Source organism: Burkholderia sp. HAN2018, from assembly GCF_024704855.1.
GTDB classification, from domain to species: Bacteria; Pseudomonadota; Gammaproteobacteria; order Burkholderiales; family Burkholderiaceae; genus Burkholderia; species Burkholderia cepacia.
In genome coordinates this window covers 35,797-57,812 of record NZ_QOBB01000024.1, presented here as the reverse complement: position 1 = coordinate 57,812, position 22,016 = coordinate 35,797, and the positions used below count along the sequence as shown (strand labels likewise).

Below are 22,016 nucleotides of genomic sequence, written 5' to 3'. Positions count from 1 at the left end.
CCGCTCGCCGCCCGCGCGGGCGCGCGCCACGAGCCGCGCGCCGCGCAGCAACACCTCCGGCACCGCATCGGCGCTTGCCGCGTCGACCGGCGCGAACACGAACGTGCCGCGCCATCCCGGCAGGTGCCAGACCTCCTGCCCGTCCCACGCGAGCGACGCGTCCGGATGGGGGGTGCCGGTGCCGTCGTCGGCCGGCTCGCTGCTGTCGCCCGCTTCCCAGTAGACGACATCGCGATAAAGCCGCAGGCATTGCCCCGCGTGATCGACGCGCAATGCATGGGCATCGTGTGCGGCACGCAACTGCCGCATCATATTGGCGAGCCGGGCGGCCGACGCGCCCGGCAAACCGAGCCGGCGCATCCAGAAGCGCAGCAGGTTCGCGCCACGCGTATCGTCGAACGCAACCAGTGCATCGCGTGACAGCGCCTGCCCGTCATCGCGCGCGGCAACGGCGAAATCGAGTTCAGCCAGATCGTCGAGCAGCCGCTGGGCGGCGGCCGCGTGCTGGGCCGCGCGGCCCAGCGCGTCGCGAAAGCCCGGGAAATGCACGGCCAGCGCCGGCAGCACGTCGATGCGCAGCGCATTGCGCGCGTAACGCGTGTCGTTGTTCGATTCGTCGTCGATCCATTCGAGCGCGCGCTGCGCCGCATAACGCTCGAGTTGCGCGCGCAGCAGTCGCAGCAGCGGGCGCACGCGCTCGACGCTCACGCCGTCGGGACGGTAACGCGGCGCCATCGCGGCAAGCCCCGCGATCCCCGCGCCGCGCAACAACTGCAGCAACACGGTCTCGGCCTGGTCGTCCGCATGCTGCGCAAGCCACAGTGCGGCCGCGCCATGGCGCTCGCACATCTCGTCGAGCGCCGCATAGCGCCGCTCGCGCGCTGTCGCCTCGACACCGAGGCCGCTGTCGCGCGGGACGTCGACGCACATCGATTCGAATGCGACGCCGAGCCCGGCCGCGCTCGCCTCGGCATGCGCAACCCACGCATCGGCGTTCGCACTCAGCCCGTGGTGCACGTGCAGCGCGACGCAGCGCGACGCGCCCGCGACGCGCACGGCCGCATCGAGCAACACCGTCGAGTCGAGGCCGCCGCTGTACGCGATCGCGATGCGCGCATCGGGCGGCATGCCGGAAAGCGCAACGCCGACCGCGTCGAGGACGACGCGGTCGGCGGAGAATTCGGTCGGTGGGATCACGAGAGGAACGCGCGCTCAGCGGCGCGCGTATTGAACACGCGGCCGGTCATGCGCCCGGCGTGGTTTCCTTGAACTTGCCGTAGGCCATCAGGCGCTCGAAGCGGCGCTCGCGCAGCGCATCGATGCTCATGCCCTGGAACTGGCGCAGCGAATCGGCGAGCGCGCGGCGCAGCAGCGCAGCCATGCCCTTCGGATCGCGATGCGCGCCGCCGAGCGGCTCGTTGATGATCTTGTCGATCAGGCCGAGCGCCTTCAGGCGGTGCGCGGTCAGGCCGAGCGCTTCCGCGGCTTCCGGCGCCTTCGCTGCGCTCTTCCACAGGATCGACGCGCAGCCTTCCGGCGAGATCACCGAGTAGGTCGAGAACTGCAGCATCATCACGGTGTCGGCCACCGCGATCGCGAGCGCGCCGCCCGAACCGCCCTCGCCGATCACGGTCGTGATGATCGGCGTCTTCAGCTCGGCCATCACGTACAGGTTGCGGCCGATCGCCTCCGACTGGCCGCGCTCTTCCGCGCCGATGCCCGGGTACGCGCCCGGCGTGTCGACGAACGTGAAGATCGGCAGCCCGAACTTCTCGGCGAGACGCATCAGGCGCTCGGCCTTGCGATAGCCTTCCGGACGCGGCATCCCGAAGTTGCGCGCGGCGCGTTCCTTCGTGTCACGGCCCTTCTGGTGACCGATCACCATGCACGGATGGCCGCCGAAGCGCGCGAGACCGCCGACGATCGACAGGTCGTCCGCGAATGCGCGGTCGCCGTGCAGCTCGTGAAAATCGGTAAACAGTTCCGCAACGTAATCGAGCGTGTACGGGCGCTGCGGATGCCGCGCGATCTGCGAAACCTGCCACGGCGACAGGTTCGCGTAGAGGTCTTTCGTCAGTTGCTGGCTTTTCTTCGACAGCCGCTCGATTTCTTCCGAAATGTCGACAGCCGAGTCGTCCTGCACGAATCGCAGCTCTTCGATCTTGGCCTCGAGTTCGGCGATCGGCTGTTCGAAATCCAGAAACGTGGTCTTCATGTGTTCGAATCCTTGGGTCTTGCGGCAGCGCGTATTCTACCCGCGCGGGCGACGCTCAAAACCGGCTCTCAACTATTGATGTTTAAAACCCGATAGCCGCCGCTCAGGCGTCGGCGTCGGGCGCATCGAGGCTGCGCCACATGTACCAGGTCGCAACGGTGCGCCACGGTTCCCAGTTGGCCGCGACTTCACGCGCCTCGCTGCGCGTGACGGGTTCCCCGCTGAAGTAATTGACGCTGATCGCGCGGATCAGGCCCGGGTCGTCGAGCGGCAGAACGTCCGGCCGCGACAGGTTGAAGATCAGGAACATCTCGGCCGTCCAGCGGCTGATGCCGCGAATCTGCGTGAGTTCCGCGATCACGTCCTCGTCGTCCATCGACGTCCATTTGTCGACGTGCAGCGCGCCCGACACGAAATGCTGCGCGAGATCGAGGATGTATTCCGTCTTGCGTTTCGACAACCCGCACGCGATCAGCTTGTCCGCGCCGAGCCGGATCACCGGTTGCGGCGCGAGTTTCGGACAGGCATCCCCGATGCGCGCCCACAGCGACTGCGCCGACGGCACCGAAATCTGCTGGCCGACGACCGAGCGCGCAAGCGTGACGAACGGGTCGCCGCGCTTCACGAGATGCGCGGGACCGAACTTCGGAATCAGTTTCTTCAGGATCCGGTCGCGCTTGACGAGGTCGGCGCATGCCTTGTCCCAGTATGCAGGACGCACGACGACCTCCTCGCCGTCCGCTTCGGACGCACGGGCCTTGCGGGCCGCGTCGGCGGCCGGCTGCGCGGCCGCGGGCTGCGCATGACCGTTGAGCGCGCCGTTCGGCACGGCGCGCGTTGCGTCCGTCTTCACCGGCGGCACGCGCTTGGCTGCCGGACGCGCGGCGACCGGGGTCGCGCGCCTGACCGGCGCTTTTCTGGCCGTTGCCATCTTGCCTCCTACCTGACGGATCGGTCAGTGGAACGCACCGCGCTCATACGCGACGCCATTCGGTCGATCCGCCCGGTTTGTCTTCAAGTGCGATACCGGTCTCGAGCAGTTCCGCCCGGATCCGGTCCGCTTCGGCATAGTCCTTCGCTTGTTTCGCCGCGACGCGCGCGGCGATCTTCGCTTCGATCTCGTCGGCGGCGAGCCCGCCCGCCTGCGCGGCACCCGACGCCTGCTGCAGGAACGCGCGCGGTTCGCGGCCCAGCAGGCCGAGCAGCCCCGCCAGCTGTTTCAGTTGCCGCGCGAGCGATGCGTCGCGCGTGCGATTCACCTCGCCCGCCAGCTCGAACAACGTCGCCACCGCGACCGGCGTGTTGAAGTCGTCGTTCATCGCGGCCGCAAAACGCTGCGCGTGCGGCTCGTTCCAGTCGAGCGCGAGCGTGTCGGCGTCGACGTCCTTCAGCGCGGTGTAGAGGCGCGTGAGCGACGCGCGCGCATCGTCGAGATGCACATCGCTGTAATTGAGAGGCGAACGGTAGTGCGTGCGCACGATGAAGAAACGCATGACTTCCGCGTCGTAGCGCTCGAGCACTTCGCGGATCGTGAAGAAGTTGCCGAGCGATTTCGACATCTTCTCGTTGTCGACCTGCACGAAGCCGTTGTGCATCCAGTAATTGACGAACGTCTGGCCGGTCGCGCCTTCGCTCTGCGCGATCTCGTTCTCGTGGTGCGGGAATTGCAGATCCTGCCCGCCGCCATGGATGTCGAAATGTTCGCCGAGCAGCGTGCAGCCCATCGCCGAGCACTCGATGTGCCAGCCCGGGCGGCCCATCCCGTACTTCGACGCCCACGACGCGCCTTCCGGATCTTCCGGCTTCGCCCGCTTCCACAGCACGAAGTCGAGCGGATCTTCCTTCGCGTCGTTCGCGGCGACGCGCTCGCCCGCGCGGAGATCGTCGAGCGACTTGCCCGACAGCTTTCCGTAGTTCGCGAACTTGCGCACCGAGTAATTGACGTCGCCGTCGGTCGCCTGATACGCGTATCCGTTCGTCTCGAGCGTCTCGATCATGCCGAGCATCTGCGGAATGAACGCCGTCGCCCGCGGCTCGATGTCGGGCCGCTGGATGCCGAGCGCGCTTTCGTCGTCGTGCATCGCGCCGATGAACCGGTCGGTCAGCGACTTGATCGTCTCGCCGTTCTCGACCGCGCGGCGGATGATCTTGTCGTCGATGTCGGTGATGTTGCGCACATACGTGACCCGGTAACCGATCGCACGCAACCAGCGCTGGACGAGGTCGAACACGACCAGCATGCGCGCGTGGCCCACGTGACAATAGTCGTATACGGTGATTCCGCATACGTACATCCGCACTTCGCCGGGCTGGCGCGGCACGAAAACTTGCTTGTCACGCGCGAGCGTGTTGTAGATGCGCAGTGATTCCATAGAGATGAACCGTGAGCCGAAGGAAACCGCCCTGGCGAAGCTCGCCCAGCATGCGAAACGGACGGACCATCTGCTGCGGCACCAGGCCGAGCGTCCTCGATATCACATGGGGCGGTCAGGCTGCAAGCACAGCGGTGACGGCCACGAGAGGCTAAGAAAGACTGCCTGCGGCTCGCCGGAACGCGCAGACGTTTTGTTAGAATGGCTCGGAGTATAACATTCCGATTTACGCCTATGAAACCTCATCGCGGCCGCGCGCCGAGCGCTGCGACCCTCGTTGCGACCACCGTCATGGGCGTCGCGCTGACGCTGTTCGCGGCCCCCGCAGCGCATGCGCAGAAGGCCCCGGCCACCGCCGACGGCACCCCCGAAATCGACGCGTCGATCGCCGGCAAGCAGTGGAAGCAGGCGCTCGCGCAGCTCGACGCGCGCATCGCATCGAACCCGCACGACCTGCAGGCGCAGTTCAAGCGCGGCACCGTGCTGGCCCGCCTGAACCGCGACGACGACGCGATCCAGCAGTTCGTCGCAATCACGCAGGCGTACCCCGAACTGCCCGAGCCGTACAACAACCTTGCGGCGCTTTACGCGAAGCATGGCCGATACGACGAAGCGCGCACCGCGCTCGTCACGGCGACGCAAGCGAACCCGAGCTACTCGCTCGCATACGAGAATCTCGGCGATCTTTACCTGCGCCTCGCGGCCGAGTCGTACAAGCGCGCGCAATCGCTCGGCCGCACGAGCGGCGCGACCGCGCAGCGCCTCGCCGATCTCCAGAAGATCGTGTCGCCGCCGAAGACCGCGCCGAACGCCCGCGCGGCCTCACCGGCCACGCGCGACTACTCCGACCGCGCCGCCGCGAACGTGAGCACCACCACGCTGCCGATGTCGCCGACGTTCCAGTTCAGCGGTCCGTCGGGCGCACTGGCGGCGCCGTACGTCGCGCCGTCGCAATAAGCGGCGCGGCCTTCTTTCCCTCCCAACCTGAGGATCGCAATGAAACGTCTGTTGCTGGCGCTTGGCGGCGCCGCCCTTCTCGCGACCGCGACCGCACCTGCGTTCGCGCAATCGGCTACCGCGCACCCCGTCGTGCAGCTGAAGACCTCGCAGGGCGACATCCGCGTCGAGCTCTACCCGGAGAAGGCGCCGAAATCGGTCGCCAACTTCCTCGATTACGTGAAGGCCGGCCAGTACAACGGCACGATCTTCCATCGCGTGATCAAGGGCTTCATGATCCAGGGCGGCGGCTACAAGACCAACTTCGAGGAGAAGCCGACCCGCGCGCCGATCCCGCTGGAAAGCCGCAATGGTCTGAAGAACCTGACGGGCACGATCGCGATGGCACGCACGAGCGATCCGAACTCGGCCACCGCGCAGTTCTTCATCAACACGGTCGACAACAGCGGCCTCGACTACCCGAACCCGGACGGCAACGGTTATGCGGTGTTCGGCAAGGTCGTGTCGGGTCTCGACGTCGTGAAGAAGATCGAAGGCGTCGCGACGACCTCGCGCGGCCCGATGCAGGACGTGCCCGCACAACCGATCGTGATCGAATCGGCGAGCGTCGTCTCGAAGTAAGAACCTGCCGGCACGTCCGGCGCCTCACGCGGCCGCGTCGCACGACCGGCCGCGTGCCATTTAAACCGCCTCACCGAAGGAATTCATCATGGTTGAACTGCATACGAACCACGGCGTGATCAAGCTCGAGCTCGACGCCGCGAAGGCACCGAAGACGGTCGAAAACTTCCTGAACTACGTGAAGAAGGGCCACTACGACGGCACCGTGTTCCATCGCGTGATCAACGGCTTCATGATCCAGGGCGGCGGCTTCGAGCCGGGCCTGAAGCAGAAGCCGACCGACGCGCCGATCGACAACGAAGCGAACAACGGCCTGAAGAACGACAACTACACGATCGCGATGGCGCGCACGAACGATCCGCACTCGGCAACCGCCCAGTTCTTCATCAACGTGAACGACAACGACTTCCTGAACCACTCGTCGCCGACGCCGCAAGGCTGGGGCTACGCCGTGTTCGGCAAGGTTGTCGAAGGCCAGGACGTGGTCGACAAGATCAAGGGCGTCAAGACGGGCAACGCCGGTTTCCATCAGGACGTGCCGGCCGACGACGTCGTGATCGAAAAGGCCGTCGTGGTCTGACGCACAGCACGTAACGGAGGCACTTCGATGTTGCAGGAGAGTCCGCCGCGAAGCGTCTCCGCGGGCGTGCCGGGCGAGCGCGAATACGCGCAAGCCGCACGCCCGTTCCTGTTTCTCTCCGATCTGCACCTGAGCGAAGCGATTCCGAAGACGGTCGCCGCGTTCGAGCATTTCGTGAAATACACCGCCGACAGCGCCGACTCGGTGTTCATCCTCGGTGATCTGTTCGAATACTGGATCGGCGACGACATCCTCGACGACGATCCGTTCGCGGCCCGCATGGCCGCGCTCATGCACACGTTCTCCGAACGCGGAATTGCGCTCTACGTGATGCACGGCAACCGCGATTTCCTGCTCGGCCGTCGCTTCATGAAGGCAGCCGGCGCGATGCTGCTGCCCGACCCGTCGCTGATCATGGCGTTCGGCCAGCGTATCGTGCTCGCGCACGGCGACGCGCAATGCACGGCCGATCGCGGCTACCAGCTGTTCCGCCGCTTCGCACGCAACCGCGTCGCGCAATGGCTGTTTCTCGCATGGCCGTTCCGCTGGCGCCGCGCGCTCGCGCACCGCATGCGCTCGAACAGCGAAGCGGGCCGGATGCGCCCTGCTTCGGCGATTTACGATGTCACGCGCGAAGGGGTGGCCGCCCTGTTCCGGAAAAGCCGCGCGAGCGTGATCATTCACGGCCACACGCACCGCCCCGCGCGCCACAGCGAGCCCGGCGGCATTCGCTGGGTGTTACCCGACTGGGATCTCGACCACGGCAAGCCGCGCGGCGGTTACCTGCGTGTCGACGCGGAAGGCATCCACGCGATGCCGCTCGACTGACGCGGCCGCCGCCGTCGAACCGACCTGTCGCGACCGGCATCGATCACATTACGCCTGGCGCTCGACCGTCTTGCCTTCCAGCACCGCCGACAGCCGGCGCAGATCGAGGCGCGCCGCGTCGGCGCCCTGCAGCGTTTCCAGATGCGTGCCGAGCCGCTCGAGCGCCGCGACGATCTCGTCGACGCGGCGGCTTTCCTTCGCAGCGTGATCGATCAACCCGTGAATGGCGAGCGACATCGGATCGTCGGCATTCGGCGTAATCCCGTACGCGGAGAACGCCGCGCGTTCGGGCTGCGGCTTCGGCTGCGCCGGCATCACGATGCGCGCCGGATTGCCGACCGCCGTGCCGCCTGCCGGCACCGGCTTCACGACGACCGCGTTCGAACCGATCTTCGCGCCCGCACCGACCGTGAAACCGCCGAGCACCTTCGCACCCGCGCCGACGATCACGCCGGCCTCGAGCGTGGGGTGGCGCTTCGCGCCGCGCGTGAGCGACGTGCCGCCCAGCGTCACGCCCTGATAGATCGTGCAGTCGTCGCCGATGATCGCTGTCTCGCCGATCACGACACCCATGCCGTGATCGATGAACACGCGCCGGCCGATCGTCGCGCCCGGGTGGATTTCAATGCCGGTCAGGAACCGGCCGGCCTGTGACGCGAAACGCGCGAGCCAGTAGCGCTTCGCGCGCCAGCATGCATGCGCGAAACGATGCAGTACGAGCGCATGCAGCCCCGGATAACAGGTCAGCACTTCCCATGCACTGCGAGCGGCGGGATCCCGCTCGCGAATCGTTGCAACGTCTTCGCGCAGTCTCGTGAACATGATGTGGTCTGGGAAAAGGCCGGCGCGCATCGCCGGCAATGACCGGCCGTTATCGCGCCGGGTAATTTAGTTATGACGTTCGGCGATTGTAGGGCGAGTCGCGCACGGCCGCACGAGCCCGCGTGTTCACCCCGCCGACGGCGCGGGTATTCGGCCGGAACGCTTGCTGGCATTGAGTTTGCGGGATGGCCGAACAGGCCGGGCGATTCGGCCCGGCGCTTCCGGCGGCCGGCGTAGCATCTGCCCGACAGGGAAACGGCCCCGCGCGCCGAGCCGTCCTGCGGCCCGTGCACTGTGCGCCGGCCGCTTACGCGTCGCCGCCCGGTTTGCCCGATTTCAGCAGGATGTGCTTCGCGATACCGCGCAGGATATTGACCTCCTCACGCTCGAGGCCCGTGCGCGCGAACAGGCGCCGCAACCGCGGCATCAGCTTCTTCGGGTTGCGCGGATCGAGGAAATCGAGTGCGATCAGCGCGTTCTCGAGGTGCACGTACATCCGCTCGATCTCGTCGCTCTGCGCGAGCGTGCCGGCTTCGGCCGGCGCTTGCGCCGACGGCTCGCTCGCCTGCTCGAGAAACGCGACGCGCAGCTCGTACGCGAGCACCTGCACGGCCTGTGCGAGATTCAGCGAACTGTAGGCCGGGTTCGCCGGGATGTGCGCGAGCGCGCTGCACTGCTCGACGTGCTCGTTCGCGAGGCCCGTGCGCTCGCTGCCGAACACGAGCGCGATGTCGCCCGTGCCGACCTGCGCGCACGCCTGCGTGGCGGCCGCGCGCGGCGCGAGACGCGGCGGCCCGTATTCGCGCGTACGCGCGGTCAGTGCGATCGACCAGTGCACGCCGGACAGCGCATCGCCAAGCGTCGGCACGACATGCGCGGAGGCGAGGACGTCGTCCGCGCCGCTGGCCATCGCGATCGCCTCGGGATCGCTCTGGACGTGCGGCACACGCGGCGCGACCAGCACCAGACGCGAAAAACCCATCGTCTTCAGCGCGCGGGCGGCCGCCCCGACGTTGCCGGGATGGCTCGGCTCGACGAGCACGAAACGGGTGGACGTGAAGCCGCCGGACGGCGGCCGGGACGAGGCCGCGCCCGACTCGGACGGCGCGGCGGTGATCTGCGGGGTTTCCACTACGATACGACTCGGTTCATCAGAATGGCAGTATGGTATCGCCATCGCCGCGGCAAACCCACTCGTCCGGACGGATAGTGGGGGTTTCCCCGTATTCCGGTCGCCTGAAACCGCCAAAAATCGGGTAAAATCATGCCTTTACGCGTCGCACTCCGTGCGGCGCGGGTCGTACCCCGTTCTTTGTCAATTCGCGTCTCACCTCGCCTGCCACGCTTGCGCCGTGCCGGGCGGTTGTTCCACTTCGTGGCGGCCCGTGCCGCCGGCTACAGGATCCAGGCTCATGCATCCCATGCTCAACATCGCTGTCAAGGCTGCGCGCCGCGCCGGACAGATCATCAACCGCGCGTCCCTCGATCTCGACCTGATCGAGATCCGCAAGAAGCAGCAGAACGACTTCGTCACCGAAGTGGACAAGGCCGCCGAAGACGCGATCATCGAGACGCTGAAGACCGCCTACCCCGACCACGCGATCCTCGCCGAGGAATCGGGCGAATCGGAGAACGAATCCGAATTCAAGTGGATCATCGATCCGCTCGACGGCACGACCAACTTCATCCACGGCTTCCCGTACTACTGCGTGTCGATTGCGCTCGAGCACAAGGGCGTCGTCACGCAGGCCGTCGTCTACGACCCGAACAAGAACGACCTGTTCACGGCCACGCGCGGCCGCGGTGCGTACCTGAACGACCGCCGCATCCGCGTCGGCCGCCGCGACCGCCTGTCGGACGCACTGGTCGGCACGGGCTTCCCGTTCCGCGAAAAGGACGGCCTCGATGCATACGCGCGCCTCTTCACCGAAATGACGCAAGCCTGCACCGGCCTGCGTCGTCCGGGCGCGGCAGCACTCGATCTCGCGAACGTCGCGGCCGGCCGCCTCGACGCGTTCTTCGAGCAAGGCATCAACGTGTGGGACATGGCAGCGGGCAGCCTGCTGATCACCGAGGCCGGCGGCCTCGTCGGCAACTACACGGGCGACGCCGATTTCCTGCATCGCCATGAAATCGTCGCGGCGAACCCGAAGATCTACGCGCAGATGATCCCGATCCTGAACCGTTACACCCGCGTACATCCGGCGGCGGAGTAAGCCCCGGCCGCGCCCGCGCGGCGCGGCTTTCGCGCACACCGCTCGCGGGCATCGTCACGACGGCGCACCGTTCGCCTCCCGGTTGCCGGGAGGCGGGAAAATCTTCCCGCACAAGGGTCGCTTCGTGCGCCTATCCTGAAGTTGCTTGAGTTTGTCGGGGCCGGTAGCGTACTGCCGCCCACACCGCCGTTCCCGCAACGACAATAAATGGTTTGCGTGCGGGTTTGCGTGCGGCACGCCCGCGCGGCGGACAACCCCGCCGGCCTGCCGGCCCCCGACCGTATCAACACCGCCACGACGCCGTGGCAATCGCATCCGAGTCCCCATGTTACGGCTAAGCGAAATTAAACTCCCCCTCGACCACCCCGAAAGCGCGCTCGAGGCCGCGATTCGCGCGCGCCTCGCGGAGCTTGGCGTGGCCGCGGACGAGCTCCTCCGTTACACCGTGTTCCGTCGTGCGCACGATGCGCGCAAGCGCGCCGACATCAAGCTCACGTATATCGTCGACGTCGAAGTCGCGGACGAAGCGGCCGCGATCAAGCGCCTCGCCGGCAAGCCACATTGCGGCGTGACGCCCGACATGGCGTACCACTTCGTCACGAAGGCGCCCGAGCACGGCAATTTCCTGCGCCCGGTCGTGATCGGCATGGGGCCGTGCGGCCTGTTCGCTGGGCTGATCCTCGCGCAGATGGGTTTCCGTCCCATCATCCTCGAACGCGGCAAGGCCGTGCGCGAGCGCACCAAGGACACCTTCGGCCTGTGGCGCAAGAGCGTGCTCAACCCCGAATCCAACGTGCAGTTCGGCGAAGGCGGGGCCGGGACGTTTTCCGACGGCAAGCTGTACAGCCAGATCAAGGATCCCAACCACTATGGCCGCAAGGTGCTGGACGAATTCGTCAAGGCAGGCGCGCCGGAAGACATCCTGTATCTGAGCCGGCCGCATATCGGCACGTTCCGCCTCGTCAGCATGGTGGAAAAAATGCGTGCGTCCATCCACGAACTGGGTGGTGAAGTGCGTTTCGAAACGCGGGTCGACGACATCGAGATCGATCAGGGCAAGGTGCGCTCGCTGAAGCTCTCGAACGGAGAAACGCTGCGGTGCGACCACGTGGTGCTGGCCGTGGGCCACAGCGCGCGCGACACCTTCCAGATGCTGCACGATCGCGGCGTCTATATCGAAGCCAAGCCGTTCTCGCTGGGTTTTCGCATCGAGCATCCGCAAGGGCTGATCGATCGCAGCCGTTTCGGCAAGTTCGCGGGCCACAAGCAGCTCGGCGCCGCCGACTACAAGGTGGTCCACCACTGCAGCAACGGCCGCGCCGTCTACAGCTTCTGCATGTGCCCTGGCGGCACCGTGGTCGCGGCAACCTCCGAGCCGGGCCGCGTGGTCACCAACGGCATGAGCCAGTATTCGCGGGCCGAGCGCAACGCGAACGCGGGTATCGTCGTCGGCATCACGCCGGACGATTATCCCGGCGGCCCGCTGGCGGGCATCGCGTTCCAGCGCAAATGGGAAGAGCGCGCGTTCGAACTCGGCGGCGGCGATTACCGCGCGCCGGGTCAACTGGTCGGCGATTTCATCGCAGGCCGGCCGTCGACGTCGCTGGGCTCCGTGGAGCCGTCGTACAAGCCGGGCGTGAACCCGACCGATCTCAGCACCGCGCTGCCGGACTACGTGATCGAAGCGATCCGTGAAGCTCTGCCCCAGATCGACAAGAAGATCGCCGGCTTCGCGATGCACGATGCAGTGCTCACCGGTGTGGAGACGCGCACGTCGTCACCGATCCGGATTCGACGCAAGGACGATTACCAGAGCATGAACGTCGAAGGCCTGTATCCGGCCGGCGAAGGCGCCGGGTATGCAGGCGGCATTTATTCGGCGGCGATCGACGGCATCGAAGTTGCGCAGGCGGTGGCCCTCAGCCTCACGTCAGGACACACGTCCTGACACGCAGGACAGAGTCGGCGTGCGAAGGTCCGTGACCCGAGTACGCCGACTTTTGCACGTTCGCCGTGCCAGTCTGTTTCACCGGCGCACCACCACGGCGCGCTTTGGGCACGCCCGTCAAAACACACCGGGAATCAGCCGGTACCGAACCTTCGTCTTGTACGCACGATAATCGGCGTCTTCCGACAGCACCCGCTCTTCCAAACTGATTCGCCCGATCTGCAACAGCATCCAGATGCCGATCGCGAGCAGGTTTCGCGTACTGAAGTTTGCGAGCAGGAAACCGATTTCGGACAACAGATAACCGGCATAGATCGGGTGGCGCATGAACCGGTACGCTCCGGTCGAAACGACGCCGCGATTCGCCGGCAGCAAGCCGAACGAGCGCCCGAGCGACAGTTTCGCGAACAGTTGCCACGCAATCCCGCATATTTGCCAGGCGCCCCCTGCCCACTCCGGGATCAGTTGGGTACTGGCAGTCAGCTGATAGGTCAGGCAGTAGAACGAACCGCCCAGGGACAAGCACACTGCAACGGGATGCCAGTCGCGCCGTTTCGGCAATTTGGCAAAAGCCGACATGCAGACGGTCAGTACCGCGGATACCAGCAGCAGGACCAGCGTAATCCGGCTCGGGTCCAATCGCCACGGTATATAAATCAGATAGGCAAATACGCCCAGCACGGTCACTGACAACACGCGAGCACCAAGCTCGATCAGATTGATCCGCTCCGACTCGTCCGCGACCGTTGTAACGTGCGGCACCAGGGTACTTTGCGCGCACGCGCCCCCCGCATCCTGTATGGCCTGCTTCATGTTTGTGCCCCGAACTTACTGCGTTTTTATATATATTGCCGTTTCAGACTAGCACGCTCCATTCATTGAAACTTGCCTAAGTTTCAGTTTTACGAGGTTGATTGGTGTAAGTCCCGAGAGCGTGGGCAAATATAAAGACCGAGTAACTGGATTACGCGGTCTGCCAAACGTTTCACAGTTTGTAGCGCTGTCCGGACGGACGAAATCGTCTGCGGTCGATGAGAATGAGTGGCTAGTCTCCCAGGCGATAAAGGGGCCGAATGAGAGCCGCGGATCGGGCCGCCATGCTCGAAACCGACTGGCGGCGCCGCGCCGCCGGGTTCTAAGCCGCGCACGCCGCCTGACGTCCAAACACACGCGCTGATATGCGGGACGCCGTCAGCACGCAAGGGTTCGCCGATCACCCGCAACTGGCCAAACGGCGAACTTCGCGCTTGCACATGGAAGCCACTGGTAAACTCGGGCAACCCAAGCAACAACTTCATGCCTGACCTATGACCACGCTGTCGCCCGAAGCCTTCGCCGGCCACACCCCGATGATGCAGCAGTACCTTCACCTTATCTGATAACGCCTGCCGCACAAACCTACGCTGATAGCTACGCCACCCTTTCCCGGAGAAAATTGGCGCCCATCACGATAGCGAGCGTGCTTTAATTGAACGTGGGAGCGGTGCAATACCGATCGCGTTGCAATCCGCAGACTATTGAGTCATGTGCCAAGAGACGTTTCAGCGAGCGGATAAATTCTTGAGAGGCTGACTCACATGCCTTGCCAAGCTTGCACGCGAATGTGCACGATCCCGACTCAGGTCGCACACGACGAACTGGTGGAATTGCACAAGCCCAAAAAGTTGCGCCCACTAGGACGGCCCACAATAGTCGTCCGACAGTATCACTGCCGTCAGTGTGGTACAAACTGGCTGTCGGAGTCCGATCCGCTGCAACCCGGTACCACTGAGTGGCTCTGCCTCAATGAGGCACCAAACATTCTCGCCCCCACCTCGATGGCGCAGCCAGGTATCAGCGAAGTTGCATCCGGGCACTCAGGAGAAGCAGCCATCGACAACACGGCAATGCCGCTTACGCCGCCAAACGCCCGCTTTAGTTGGCCGCATTGAGTGCCCAGTAAGTCGCAACGCAACGGCCGCGATTCAAGCGCGGCGCTTAGCTATGTCCGCACCATGGCTAGTCATTGCGCAGGCCGATCACTGCGCGTGACGAGATTTCCCTTTAGCGCCGCGCTCATCGGCATGTTGAGATTCGCGCCGCGCGGCGGAATCGGTGATTCGAACCACTTTGCGTACAGGCGAGTGAATTCGCCACTTTTCATGAGCCGAGTGAGCGTGCCATCGACGAGTCGCTTGAACACTGGATCGTCTTTGCGCACCATACATGCGTACGGCTCCACCTGCAGTGCGTCCCCGGTGACAACCCACGTACTCGGGTCGTCAGCGTTCGCCCTCAACCCATACAGCAGAACGTCATCGAGCGCGAGTGCTGCTGCTTTGTCGTCCGCGACGATCTTCAGGGCCTCGGCGTAATCTTTTGTCAGCGCGACTTCGGCATCGATGTGCTGCGCTTCGAGTTGGCGTCGCAGCGTTTTTTCATTCGTACTTCCGCCGACTGTCACGACAGCCTTATGCGCGAGGTCGGCATAATCCCCAATGTGCGACGCCCGTTTCGCCATCAGCCGCGTACCGGCATAAAAGTAATTGATCGAAAACGCGACATCCTTGCTGCGCGCCGACGTGTTTGTCGTCGACCCACACTCCAGGTCGTAGCTGCCATTGACGAGCAGCGGAATGCGATTTTGTCCGGTAACCGGCACATAGGCGACCCTCAGATCCGGCCTGCGAAGTGCCTTGCGAACGTCGTCGACGATTGCTTCGGTTACGTCCATCGAAAAGCCCACGGCTTTATGCGGCGTCAGCAGATAGCTGAACGGCACGGCGGCTTCCCTGTACGAAACAACGATTTGATTGGACCGGGAGATTTTGTCTAACGTCTGCGCACAGGCAGTCGTCGACGTGGCATACCCCGCAAATAGTGCGGCGAGCATGGCAGTGAATTGATATCTCATAATGCCTCTGTTCACGACGTTTCCCCCGCAGAAGCTCGATTTCCCGAGCCATTTCCGTCAGTGGCAGACCCGTGGTATCCCTTACCGCACGTCCATCAACTCCGACGTGAATTTACTTTAAGCGGAGTCGATCACCGCCGATTGACTCAGGTCAAGGGCGCAGTCGCCATGGAACGAATGCAGGGAGAGAGCTTCGGCAGATCTGAAGGGGCTGACCTAAAGGCAGACTTGGCTCCTCCATGTCTGGGCCGCTGGTACACTCGGGCAGCCAAAGCAACTTTTCCCGGTCACATGAGCACGCAACCCACAGCAGCACCTGCAACCGCCACCCCAATGATGCAGCAGTACCTGCGCTTTGCCAGATAAAGACGTTCGCGACACAGTACGGGGTCAGGGCCGACGAACGCTGGCGACCTCGCCACGCTGTTGAGCGTGAGCACACAGGCGACGAAATTTGATACGGCCCCGAATATTGTTATTATCTTTTTGATAGAACAAATAAATCACACTGTGGATCCGTCGTGGCAGAATTCACTTCGACAACTTTAGTGTCGTTCGAGGCGAGAGCCTGCGGCGGCAAATCCTAGGGCCACCTTCGGGTGGCCCTAGTTGCTTATACGGGGCATATGTACATCTGCTACATCGACGAGTCGGGTTGCCTCGGCGCTATCCAAAGCGCAACGGACGCACAACCGACCCCTATCTTTGCAATCGCCGGGCTGTTTGTCCACAAGGACCAAGTTGACGACTTGACGAGGGAGCTCCTCGCCTTGAAAAAGAAATATTTCCCCAACAATCTGCCCGCTGATGCGCGTGCTTTCGATTGGATGGCGGCAGAAATCAAGGGATCGACGATCCGCAACATGATGCGGGATTCGGGACGCAACAACCGGCGACACGCAATGGGCTATGCAATCAATAGCCTGAAAGCTCTCAGCAAAGTCCATGCGAAGTTTGTGGCTCGCGTGTACGTCAAGCCGATCGGAGAGCCGCTCGACGGCAAGGCCGTCTACACGGCCAGCGTTCAATCGATCGCAAGCCACTTTCACCACTTCCTCGAAACAGAGCGGGAATCCGGCCTTATTGTCGCCGACAGCAGGGGGCATCGTCCGAACGTCAACGTCGCGCACTCCATCTTCACGCAGCGCCGTCGACTGAAAGGTGATCCCTACCCCCGTCTTGTCGAATTGCCCTTGTTCGGGCACAGCGACAATCATGCAGGTCTGCAAATGGCCGACCTCCTGACCTCCGCTGTACTGTTTCCAATTGCGGCGCAAGTTTGCTGTGCCAAGCACTACTCAATCAAGACACATACATCCGAGCATTGGCTTGACGCACGCACTCAGCTCGGCGGGCTTCTCAAACAGATCGAATACCGTTACCGGAAGGACGACAAAACCCACGGCGGCATCGTGCTCTCAGATCCAGTGAACAAATACGGCGCCAGCGTTCTCCTCAGCGGGGATGAGAAACCGGCAGTAGAAGTCGCCCAGGTCATGGAATCGACTCAGTACCAATCGACGACATTCGCACTTGCGTTTGCAGCGGCCGTAGAGAAGAAGCAGTAGGTGCGCGGCAACTCGATTCAAAGCAACTTTGACGCGGTGACCATCTCGCCTGCTGGATACAACTGAATCATCGCGCGCGCGGCCTCGATGTCCGCAGTATGCAGCCACTCGTCATAGTCGGCCGGTCGTAGAATCACAACCGAACGCTTTTCGTCGCCGGGCTTGTGCATGCGCCCCATCACTGCATGGCCGTCCGCGTTGACGGTCATCATAGTCATACCAACAAGCGAGCGGCCGTCTTCGCCTTCGTAGCGCCGCCAGATGCCGGCGACGCAATACGGTTGCCAATCCGTTAGCCCGATACGCTGCCAGACATTCCGGCCCGTCTCGTAACATGGCTCGTATATCCATCGGACCGGGATCAAGCAGCGCTGACCAGCTCGCCACGCCTTACCGTACAGCCGGGACTCACCAACAGTTTCTGAACGGGCATTGACCGTGTCGAACTTTTTCCGCTTCTTCCCTTTGTCGTCGACCTTCTCAGGCTGCATGAACTTCGGCCAGAAGCCGAACACCGCCTTGACGACGCCAAGCCCATCACCGTCCGCCCATGCGATCGGCGCTGCATAGTCCGGGTACACGTCCGGCTCCCACGGGTCGCGGCGATACAGATCGCCGATGCCAATCTTCAGCTCGTTAATGCCCGGATCTTCGTCTGGCGCTTTGTAGTTTGTGCACACTGCCGCCCCCATTTTTGAGACTTGACGGCCCCATCTTACTCCGAGATAAACTGTATATCCATACAGTACTTTGCGTGCATCATGATCTTGCCCCCATTTGACCCTCCCAAGTTCGATGAGATGTCGAAGTGGTGGAACTCGTGCACGTACGCCGACGTCCATCGGCTGATTCTCGAAGTGCTACACCTGCGAATCACGATGAGCGAAATGAGCGGGCTTACCGGCGACGCGACGCGCATGATCGCGTACCTCGATCGTGCCGACGAGTTGCAATATGCAGCCCCGTTGCGACGCTTGTCGAACAAGATCGACAGGGAGGTCACGCGGGCAGGCCGAATGAACAATCCTCGCGCGCCCGTTGCGCCGTTCTCTGACGAGTGGCGCGCGCGCGAAGAAATGAGGTGCAGGCTTTACGACGTTCCCGGTGAACCTGATCCGGGTTCCGACAAGGCAACAAAGCTGCCCGAGTTCCAACGCCTGACATGGGAGGAGTTGCGCGACACGTGGAGCGCGGCCAACTTCAAGAAACATCGCTCGCTAACCCTCGAACAGCGCTTCGTACTGGAAGTCGTCCACGTCCGCCGAACACTGCGGCTCATGGAGAAAATGGTTTGCGCGGCCGAGCTGGAGCTGAAGAAGAACGGGTACCCCGATTCCTTCGCGCTCGACCAGCTCCGCCGCATGATCGATGGCGCTCGCTTCGATTGACAACGATGCAGCTACCGGCCGCCCTTAAATCTCGGCAAGAAGCGGCAGGAGATCCATCGAAATGAGTCGCGCTTCGATATTGTGCGCCACGGCCAGGTGCTCTTCATTGTCGGCCGAAAACACCTCATCCTTGATGCTGACAAGGATCGTCCCGAGCCGCCTCTTTCCATCTGCGGACAACACGGGAATGATCTCCTGCGCTTCGGGAATCTGCTGCACGGTCAGCTCCACCGGCAGATAGATCATCCAACCGACACCGGGACGATCCTGAAACGCCTGCTTCTCCGAATAACCGTCAGGCGCGGCCGAGATCACGGCCGGCAAAAACTCCTGTGCGGTCTTGACCACAATACTCGCCACAGTATCTTTGTGCTCGATGAACGCCCCGCGAGCGCCGAGCGAGACCGTGTCAGGGAAATGCCCACCGCACGCGAAGACCTCGACCGATGCGCCGATGGAATCGTCCGCGCTACCGTCCCATATCCCGAGCGACGACGTTTCCTCGCCTCGGTATTCATTCTCCAGCGCCGCGACCGCCGTGCTACTGGGCTGACCATCGGCCGCGTACACCTCGCCCGTCTGAGCCTCTTCGAGCGTATCGCCCTGCATTCGCCAATTCGGACGCGACAGTTCCGGAGCCGCTGCCGCCATTACATCAACAATCGCACCGACCTTCGCGAGTGTTTGCGAGAAAGCGAACACCTCGATCCCGCCGGCCTTGATGAAGGAATCAATTTTCATGATGGTAGGAATTTACGGAAAATACTCCGACTCGATCGACATGGTCTTAAACCATACCGACATCCGCCTATAGGTCAACGGCCCTTGGAAATAGTACCGTAGCCGCGTAGGCGGATTCGCCTTGACCCGCATCGCGCGCTTGATCGCCTGATCGCGCATATGGCGAAAGCCCTTGAAGAACTGTTCGGACTTCGGAATAGATCCATCAAGGAACTGGTCATAGTTCCCCTTGGCCTCTTGCAGCAAGCACTCTTGCGGCTTGAACCCGTCAAAATCGATTCCAAGCCACTCCCACTCGTCGCTCCACTGGCAGCTCTCCGTATCGAACGCAAAGCCGGTTACGCGCGCCTGATATCGGTACGCTGGCCAGTTAGCGCCGTGTCGGCTCCGCACAAGCTTGCCCGTCTGTTCGGGCGGGCACTTCTTGCAAGGCGCAGTGGAATCGGACATTGTCCGCGATTCCGTTTTTGCCTTCGCCTGCTCGTCCATCTTGCTGACGTCACCCCGAAGGCTACCGATCCCCGCTACTGCCACGCCCCCCAATAAAGCGCTTCCAATAGCCGACAATACCGGCCCCGCTTCCGCTGCTGCGGCTGTCACTAGAGGGATTAACGGTGCCGCCATGCGGAACTCCTTTCAAGCTATCGGGATGTTGTGATCGCCAAGTGATCTCTTGGACGTAGACGTGAAAACGCTCATCGGCGCTACGGCCGGGTTTCGTCAGCCATGCCTTCGCAGCCGGCTTCTCGTAAAAGTGCGGCGAATACGCCTCGATTTTCAAGAACTGAACCAGATGCTCGCTATCCTGAATCCCGAGAGATCGAGCGGCGCGATATGCATCCCAGAGCCGGTTATGAAGATCGATATCCTGCGTCAAAGCAGGATCCGCCTTGAGCAGATCACGGCGCACGCCGTCAACGAAATTGCGAGCCTCGCCCTCGGCGAGTGCAGACACGTGGGCGGGAGTAAGGTTAAGCGGCATGGGGATGCGCCCTGAAGAGCTGCCCGTCGATCTCGATCAACCAGTCGAAGGTCGGTGAGAAAAATGTCGTCCGCTCGGTCGGACTAAGGGCAGGTGCGAAATGCCGCATCACACGGGCGTCGTAATAGCGAAGCATTACCGACCGGCCATCCGGCAATATGCCGTCGAGCCGGTCGCGAAGTTCTGCCGCAAGCTGGTGCGGTTGATACGCGCTGATAATCCAGCTCACCCCATATTCGCCCTGCGCTAACTGCCCAAGCACACGCCGGCAATCGCCGTCGACAGCCGCGAAGTCGAATAGCCACGGGCCGGCGTCCGCGAGCGAGGCGTCTGGTGTTGCATCAAGCAGCGCAATTGCCGCGTCGCGCGTCCGGCGCGGCTCGGAACCGCCCAGCTCCGAATACAACAGACCATCCACAAGTGCGAACAGACGAACCGGAAGGCTCGCCCGCCCTTGCACCGCTGAATAGATATCTTGAATGCTCATCGACGCTCACCCGCGAACGACCATCGCAGCCGCGTTCTTGGCAGCAGCAACCATGCACGAGAGACAGAATCCCTGGGATGGCTTCGGGGCAGCGAGCTCGAGCGCGACCGGACCTCCTGTCGCGGAAAAACCCATTTTGACGAGTGCATCCGACTCGAAAGACTGAAACATCTCTGACTGCGATGCAATCATGGTTGGGAGCGGACTGCACCCGCAAGCGACCTTATCGCCCTCCAGCGCAGCTTCGTGTCCCATCAAGTTACCCGGCCAACGCGGCCCCTCTGCAACGATGACGCCGACACGCTTGCACGCTGGACAAGTTACTTTGGCACCTACGTAGGTGAGTCCAACCCCGTCGCAACTCATTGTCGGGATAGCGTCGACGACCACCCCGCCGCTGGTCGATTGGTCTCCGACTCGGAGATAGTTCCGCTTCACATGCAGGCCCTCTCGGTTTCTAATGATCCGACTATGACCCGAGCAAGAGACCGATGTCGAGAGTCGGAAGGCGACTTGACCAAATGTGACATTTAACCAACTCGCCCCCGCGCCCAAAACCCCGCAAAATTGCCGGGTATGCCGCAGGAACTGTCCTGCGAGCGAGCCATCCGCTAGAACAGACCAACCGGCTGCGCCGCGTCATCCCAACTGAAAATGATCAGCTCGTTACGGTCGACGGCCTCGACACCAACCGTGTACTGGATCGGCACGGTCTCGATGTAAAACCCTTCGAACACGCGTCGAATGTCCGGGTGATCGTTGAGACTCACAATCGCGCGACCTTTGAGACGACGTAGCCGCTCGGCCATCTTTTCGTACTCCGCGAACGGGAACGGCACGCCATACCCCTGCGTCTCGTAATACGGCGGATCGAGATAGAACAGCGTGTGCGGCCGATCGTATCGATCAATGCACGCAGCCCAATCCAAGCGCTCGATGAAGGCGTTCGCCAACCGCTGATGCGCGACGGATAGCTCCTCCTTCAGTCGAATGGGATTCAATCCCGGCGCAGCCAGCGTCTTCGATCCGAAAGTCTGCCCTTCGAGCTTCCCACCAAAGCAACTTTTTTGCAGGTAGTAGAAGCGTGCAGCACGCTGGATATCGGTGAGCGTTTCCGGGATCGTTTGCTTCAACCAACCAAACAGCTCGCGACTCGTAAACGCCCAATTGAACTGCCGCACGAACTCATCGACATGATGCTGCACGACACGATACAAATTGATCAGTTCACCGTTGATGTCGTTGACCACCTCGACCTTCGCCGGCGGACGCATGAAGTACAACGCGGCCCCGCCCGCGAACACTTCGACATAGCAGTCGTGCGCCGGGAAACGCGGGATCAGGTGATCTGCAAGACGGCGCTTACCGCCGATCCAAGGAATGATGGGATTTGCCATT

At 63.0% G+C, this 22,016-nt stretch carries 23 protein-coding genes; 8 read left to right on the top strand and 15 right to left on the bottom strand.

The window, feature by feature from the left end; genetic code table 11:
• The 4 genes from tilS to cysS all read right to left on the bottom strand — a co-directional run.
• Window positions 1-1,197, bottom strand: a 1,197-nt coding sequence (gene tilS / locus DPV74_RS08610; RefSeq protein WP_119336986.1) for a tRNA lysidine(34) synthetase TilS, incomplete at its 3' end; no start/stop codon positions are given.
• A gap of 46 nt (window positions 1,198-1,243) precedes the next feature.
• Window positions 1,244-2,215 carry an acetyl-CoA carboxylase carboxyltransferase subunit alpha gene (locus DPV74_RS08605; RefSeq protein ID WP_006478433.1) on the bottom strand — a complete coding sequence of 324 codons (972 nt, stop codon included), beginning with the start codon at window positions 2,213-2,215 and terminating at the stop codon, window positions 1,244-1,246.
• A 103-nt stretch (window positions 2,216-2,318) separates the two neighbouring features.
• Window positions 2,319-3,146 carry a DNA-3-methyladenine glycosylase gene (locus DPV74_RS08600; RefSeq protein WP_059493276.1) on the bottom strand — a complete coding sequence of 276 codons (828 nt, stop codon included), beginning with the start codon at window positions 3,144-3,146 and terminating at the stop codon, window positions 2,319-2,321.
• A gap of 43 nt (window positions 3,147-3,189) precedes the next feature.
• Window positions 3,190-4,587 (bottom strand): cysteine--tRNA ligase, encoded by a 1,398-nt coding sequence (gene cysS, locus DPV74_RS08595; RefSeq protein WP_021162658.1) that lies wholly within the window; start codon window positions 4,585-4,587, stop codon window positions 3,190-3,192.
• A 234-nt stretch (window positions 4,588-4,821) separates the two neighbouring features.
• Here cysS and DPV74_RS08590 point away from each other — a divergent pair, with 234 nt between their 5' ends.
• The 4 genes from DPV74_RS08590 to DPV74_RS08575 all read left to right on the top strand — a co-directional run bounded on the left by DPV74_RS08590 (window position 4,822) and on the right by DPV74_RS08575 (window position 7,573).
• On the top strand, window positions 4,822-5,544 hold the full coding sequence (locus tag DPV74_RS08590) for a tetratricopeptide repeat protein (RefSeq protein ID WP_027787046.1): 723 nt from the start codon (window positions 4,822-4,824) through the stop codon (window positions 5,542-5,544).
• A 39-nt stretch (window positions 5,545-5,583) separates the two neighbouring features.
• Entirely contained in the window at window positions 5,584-6,165 is a 582-nt protein-coding gene (locus DPV74_RS08585; protein ID WP_021162660.1) for a peptidylprolyl isomerase, read from the top strand.
• Between the two features lie 88 nt (window positions 6,166-6,253).
• Complete coding sequence (locus DPV74_RS08580; RefSeq protein ID WP_006751616.1) at window positions 6,254-6,745, top strand: peptidylprolyl isomerase; 492 nt, start codon at window positions 6,254-6,256, stop codon at window positions 6,743-6,745.
• A 27-nt stretch (window positions 6,746-6,772) separates the two neighbouring features.
• Window positions 6,773-7,573, top strand: a complete 801-nt coding sequence (locus DPV74_RS08575) for a UDP-2,3-diacylglucosamine diphosphatase (RefSeq protein WP_027787045.1) — start codon at window positions 6,773-6,775, stop codon at window positions 7,571-7,573.
• Window positions 7,574-7,621: 48 nt separating this feature from the next.
• On the opposite strand, the gene cysE is transcribed toward DPV74_RS08575, so the two are convergent.
• Both cysE and DPV74_RS08565 read right to left on the bottom strand, forming a co-directional pair.
• A complete protein-coding gene (gene cysE / locus DPV74_RS08570) occupies window positions 7,622-8,395 on the bottom strand; it encodes a serine O-acetyltransferase (protein WP_021162662.1) in 774 nt (257 codons plus the stop codon).
• Window positions 8,396-8,702: 307 nt separating this feature from the next.
• Window positions 8,703-9,527: an RNA methyltransferase gene (locus DPV74_RS08565; RefSeq protein WP_119336985.1), complete on the bottom strand. Its 825-nt coding sequence runs from the start codon at window positions 9,525-9,527 to the stop codon at window positions 8,703-8,705.
• Between the two features lie 280 nt (window positions 9,528-9,807).
• Between DPV74_RS08565 and DPV74_RS08560 the strand changes: the two genes are divergently transcribed.
• Window positions 9,808-10,611 (top strand): inositol monophosphatase family protein, encoded by an 804-nt coding sequence (locus DPV74_RS08560; protein WP_021162664.1) that lies wholly within the window; start codon window positions 9,808-9,810, stop codon window positions 10,609-10,611.
• A gap of 325 nt (window positions 10,612-10,936) precedes the next feature.
• Window positions 10,937-12,559: an NAD(P)/FAD-dependent oxidoreductase gene (locus DPV74_RS08555; protein WP_059589645.1), complete on the top strand. Its 1,623-nt coding sequence runs from the start codon at window positions 10,937-10,939 to the stop codon at window positions 12,557-12,559.
• A gap of 117 nt (window positions 12,560-12,676) precedes the next feature.
• On the opposite strand, the gene DPV74_RS08550 is transcribed toward DPV74_RS08555, so the two are convergent.
• The gene (locus DPV74_RS08550) at window positions 12,677-13,372 is read right to left on the bottom strand and encodes an isoprenylcysteine carboxylmethyltransferase family protein (RefSeq protein ID WP_060084344.1); all 696 of its coding nucleotides are present in this window, start codon (window positions 13,370-13,372) and stop codon (window positions 12,677-12,679) included.
• Window positions 13,373-14,561: 1,189 nt separating this feature from the next.
• Window positions 14,562-15,431 carry an amino acid ABC transporter substrate-binding protein gene (locus tag DPV74_RS08545; protein ID WP_240439947.1) on the bottom strand — a complete coding sequence of 290 codons (870 nt, stop codon included), beginning with the start codon at window positions 15,429-15,431 and terminating at the stop codon, window positions 14,562-14,564.
• Window positions 15,432-16,078: 647 nt separating this feature from the next.
• On the opposite strand from DPV74_RS08545, the gene DPV74_RS08540 reads away from it, so the two are divergent.
• Entirely contained in the window at window positions 16,079-17,020 is a 942-nt protein-coding gene (locus DPV74_RS08540; RefSeq protein ID WP_119336983.1) for a DUF3800 domain-containing protein, read from the top strand.
• A gap of 17 nt (window positions 17,021-17,037) precedes the next feature.
• Here the strand turns inward: DPV74_RS08540 and DPV74_RS08535 are convergent, their stop codons facing one another.
• Complete coding sequence (locus DPV74_RS08535; protein ID WP_119336992.1) at window positions 17,038-17,700, bottom strand: SOS response-associated peptidase family protein; 663 nt, start codon at window positions 17,698-17,700, stop codon at window positions 17,038-17,040.
• 198 nt (window positions 17,701-17,898) lie between these two features.
• Here DPV74_RS08535 and DPV74_RS08530 point away from each other — a divergent pair, with 198 nt between their 5' ends.
• Window positions 17,899-18,408, top strand: coding sequence for a hypothetical protein (locus tag DPV74_RS08530; RefSeq protein WP_162922987.1), 510 nt, complete (start codon window positions 17,899-17,901; stop codon window positions 18,406-18,408).
• A 24-nt stretch (window positions 18,409-18,432) separates the two neighbouring features.
• On the opposite strand, the gene DPV74_RS08525 is transcribed toward DPV74_RS08530, so the two are convergent.
• The 6 genes from DPV74_RS08525 to DPV74_RS08505 all read right to left on the bottom strand — a co-directional run bounded on the left by DPV74_RS08525 (window position 18,433) and on the right by DPV74_RS08505 (window position 22,015).
• Window positions 18,433-19,149 (bottom strand): Imm52 family immunity protein, encoded by a 717-nt coding sequence (locus DPV74_RS08525; RefSeq protein ID WP_240439945.1) that lies wholly within the window; start codon window positions 19,147-19,149, stop codon window positions 18,433-18,435.
• A 12-nt stretch (window positions 19,150-19,161) separates the two neighbouring features.
• Window positions 19,162-19,599, bottom strand: a complete 438-nt coding sequence (locus DPV74_RS08520; RefSeq protein ID WP_370448779.1) for a restriction endonuclease fold toxin 5 domain-containing protein — start codon at window positions 19,597-19,599, stop codon at window positions 19,162-19,164.
• Window positions 19,600-19,660: 61 nt separating this feature from the next.
• Window positions 19,661-20,131, bottom strand: a complete 471-nt coding sequence (locus tag DPV74_RS08515; RefSeq protein ID WP_080982199.1) for a hypothetical protein — start codon at window positions 20,129-20,131, stop codon at window positions 19,661-19,663.
• Complete coding sequence (locus DPV74_RS08510) at window positions 20,121-20,618, bottom strand: DUF4123 domain-containing protein (RefSeq protein ID WP_113044963.1); 498 nt, start codon at window positions 20,616-20,618, stop codon at window positions 20,121-20,123. The genes DPV74_RS08515 and DPV74_RS08510 overlap by 11 nt, the downstream gene beginning before the upstream one ends.
• 6 nt (window positions 20,619-20,624) lie before the next feature.
• A complete protein-coding gene (locus DPV74_RS42100) occupies window positions 20,625-21,056 on the bottom strand; it encodes a PAAR domain-containing protein (protein ID WP_063802258.1) in 432 nt (143 codons plus the stop codon).
• Between the two features lie 173 nt (window positions 21,057-21,229).
• On the bottom strand, window positions 21,230-22,015 hold the full coding sequence (locus DPV74_RS08505; protein WP_119336981.1) for a DNA adenine methylase: 786 nt from the start codon (window positions 22,013-22,015) through the stop codon (window positions 21,230-21,232).
• Window position 22,016: the final 1 nt, after the last annotated feature.

What these genes read in the sequence shown, in the direction of transcription:
- DPV74_RS08605 (WP_006478433.1), bottom strand. Translation starts at nt 2,215, where the DNA reads ATGAAGACCACGTTTCTGGATTTCGAACAGCCGATCGCCGAACTCGAG.
- DPV74_RS08600 (WP_059493276.1), bottom strand. Translation starts at nt 3,146, where the DNA reads ATGGCAACGGCCAGAAAAGCGCCGGTCAGGCGCGCGACCCCGGTCGCC.
- cysS (WP_021162658.1), bottom strand. Translation starts at nt 4,587, where the DNA reads ATGGAATCACTGCGCATCTACAACACGCTCGCGCGTGACAAGCAAGTT.
- DPV74_RS08590 (WP_027787046.1), top strand. Translation starts at nt 4,822, where the DNA reads ATGAAACCTCATCGCGGCCGCGCGCCGAGCGCTGCGACCCTCGTTGCG.
- DPV74_RS08585 (WP_021162660.1), top strand. Translation starts at nt 5,584, where the DNA reads ATGAAACGTCTGTTGCTGGCGCTTGGCGGCGCCGCCCTTCTCGCGACC.
- DPV74_RS08580 (WP_006751616.1), top strand. Translation starts at nt 6,254, where the DNA reads ATGGTTGAACTGCATACGAACCACGGCGTGATCAAGCTCGAGCTCGAC.
- DPV74_RS08575 (WP_027787045.1), top strand. Translation starts at nt 6,773, where the DNA reads ATGTTGCAGGAGAGTCCGCCGCGAAGCGTCTCCGCGGGCGTGCCGGGC.
- cysE (WP_021162662.1), bottom strand. Translation starts at nt 8,395, where the DNA reads ATGTTCACGAGACTGCGCGAAGACGTTGCAACGATTCGCGAGCGGGAT.
- DPV74_RS08560 (WP_021162664.1), top strand. Translation starts at nt 9,808, where the DNA reads ATGCATCCCATGCTCAACATCGCTGTCAAGGCTGCGCGCCGCGCCGGA.
- DPV74_RS08555 (WP_059589645.1), top strand. Translation starts at nt 10,937, where the DNA reads ATGTTACGGCTAAGCGAAATTAAACTCCCCCTCGACCACCCCGAAAGC.
- DPV74_RS08550 (WP_060084344.1), bottom strand. Translation starts at nt 13,372, where the DNA reads ATGAAGCAGGCCATACAGGATGCGGGGGGCGCGTGCGCGCAAAGTACC.
- DPV74_RS08545 (WP_240439947.1), bottom strand. Translation starts at nt 15,431, where the DNA reads ATGCTCGCCGCACTATTTGCGGGGTATGCCACGTCGACGACTGCCTGT.
- DPV74_RS08540 (WP_119336983.1), top strand. Translation starts at nt 16,079, where the DNA reads ATGTACATCTGCTACATCGACGAGTCGGGTTGCCTCGGCGCTATCCAA.
- DPV74_RS08530 (WP_162922987.1), top strand. Translation starts at nt 17,899, where the DNA reads ATGAGCGAAATGAGCGGGCTTACCGGCGACGCGACGCGCATGATCGCG.
- DPV74_RS08525 (WP_240439945.1), bottom strand. Translation starts at nt 19,149, where the DNA reads ATGAAAATTGATTCCTTCATCAAGGCCGGCGGGATCGAGGTGTTCGCT.
- DPV74_RS08520 (WP_370448779.1), bottom strand. Translation starts at nt 19,599, where the DNA reads ATGTCCGATTCCACTGCGCCTTGCAAGAAGTGCCCGCCCGAACAGACG.
- DPV74_RS08515 (WP_080982199.1), bottom strand. Translation starts at nt 20,131, where the DNA reads ATGCCGCTTAACCTTACTCCCGCCCACGTGTCTGCACTCGCCGAGGGC.
- DPV74_RS08510 (WP_113044963.1), bottom strand. Translation starts at nt 20,618, where the DNA reads ATGAGCATTCAAGATATCTATTCAGCGGTGCAAGGGCGGGCGAGCCTT.
- DPV74_RS08505 (WP_119336981.1), bottom strand. Translation starts at nt 22,015, where the DNA reads ATGGCAAATCCCATCATTCCTTGGATCGGCGGTAAGCGCCGTCTTGCA.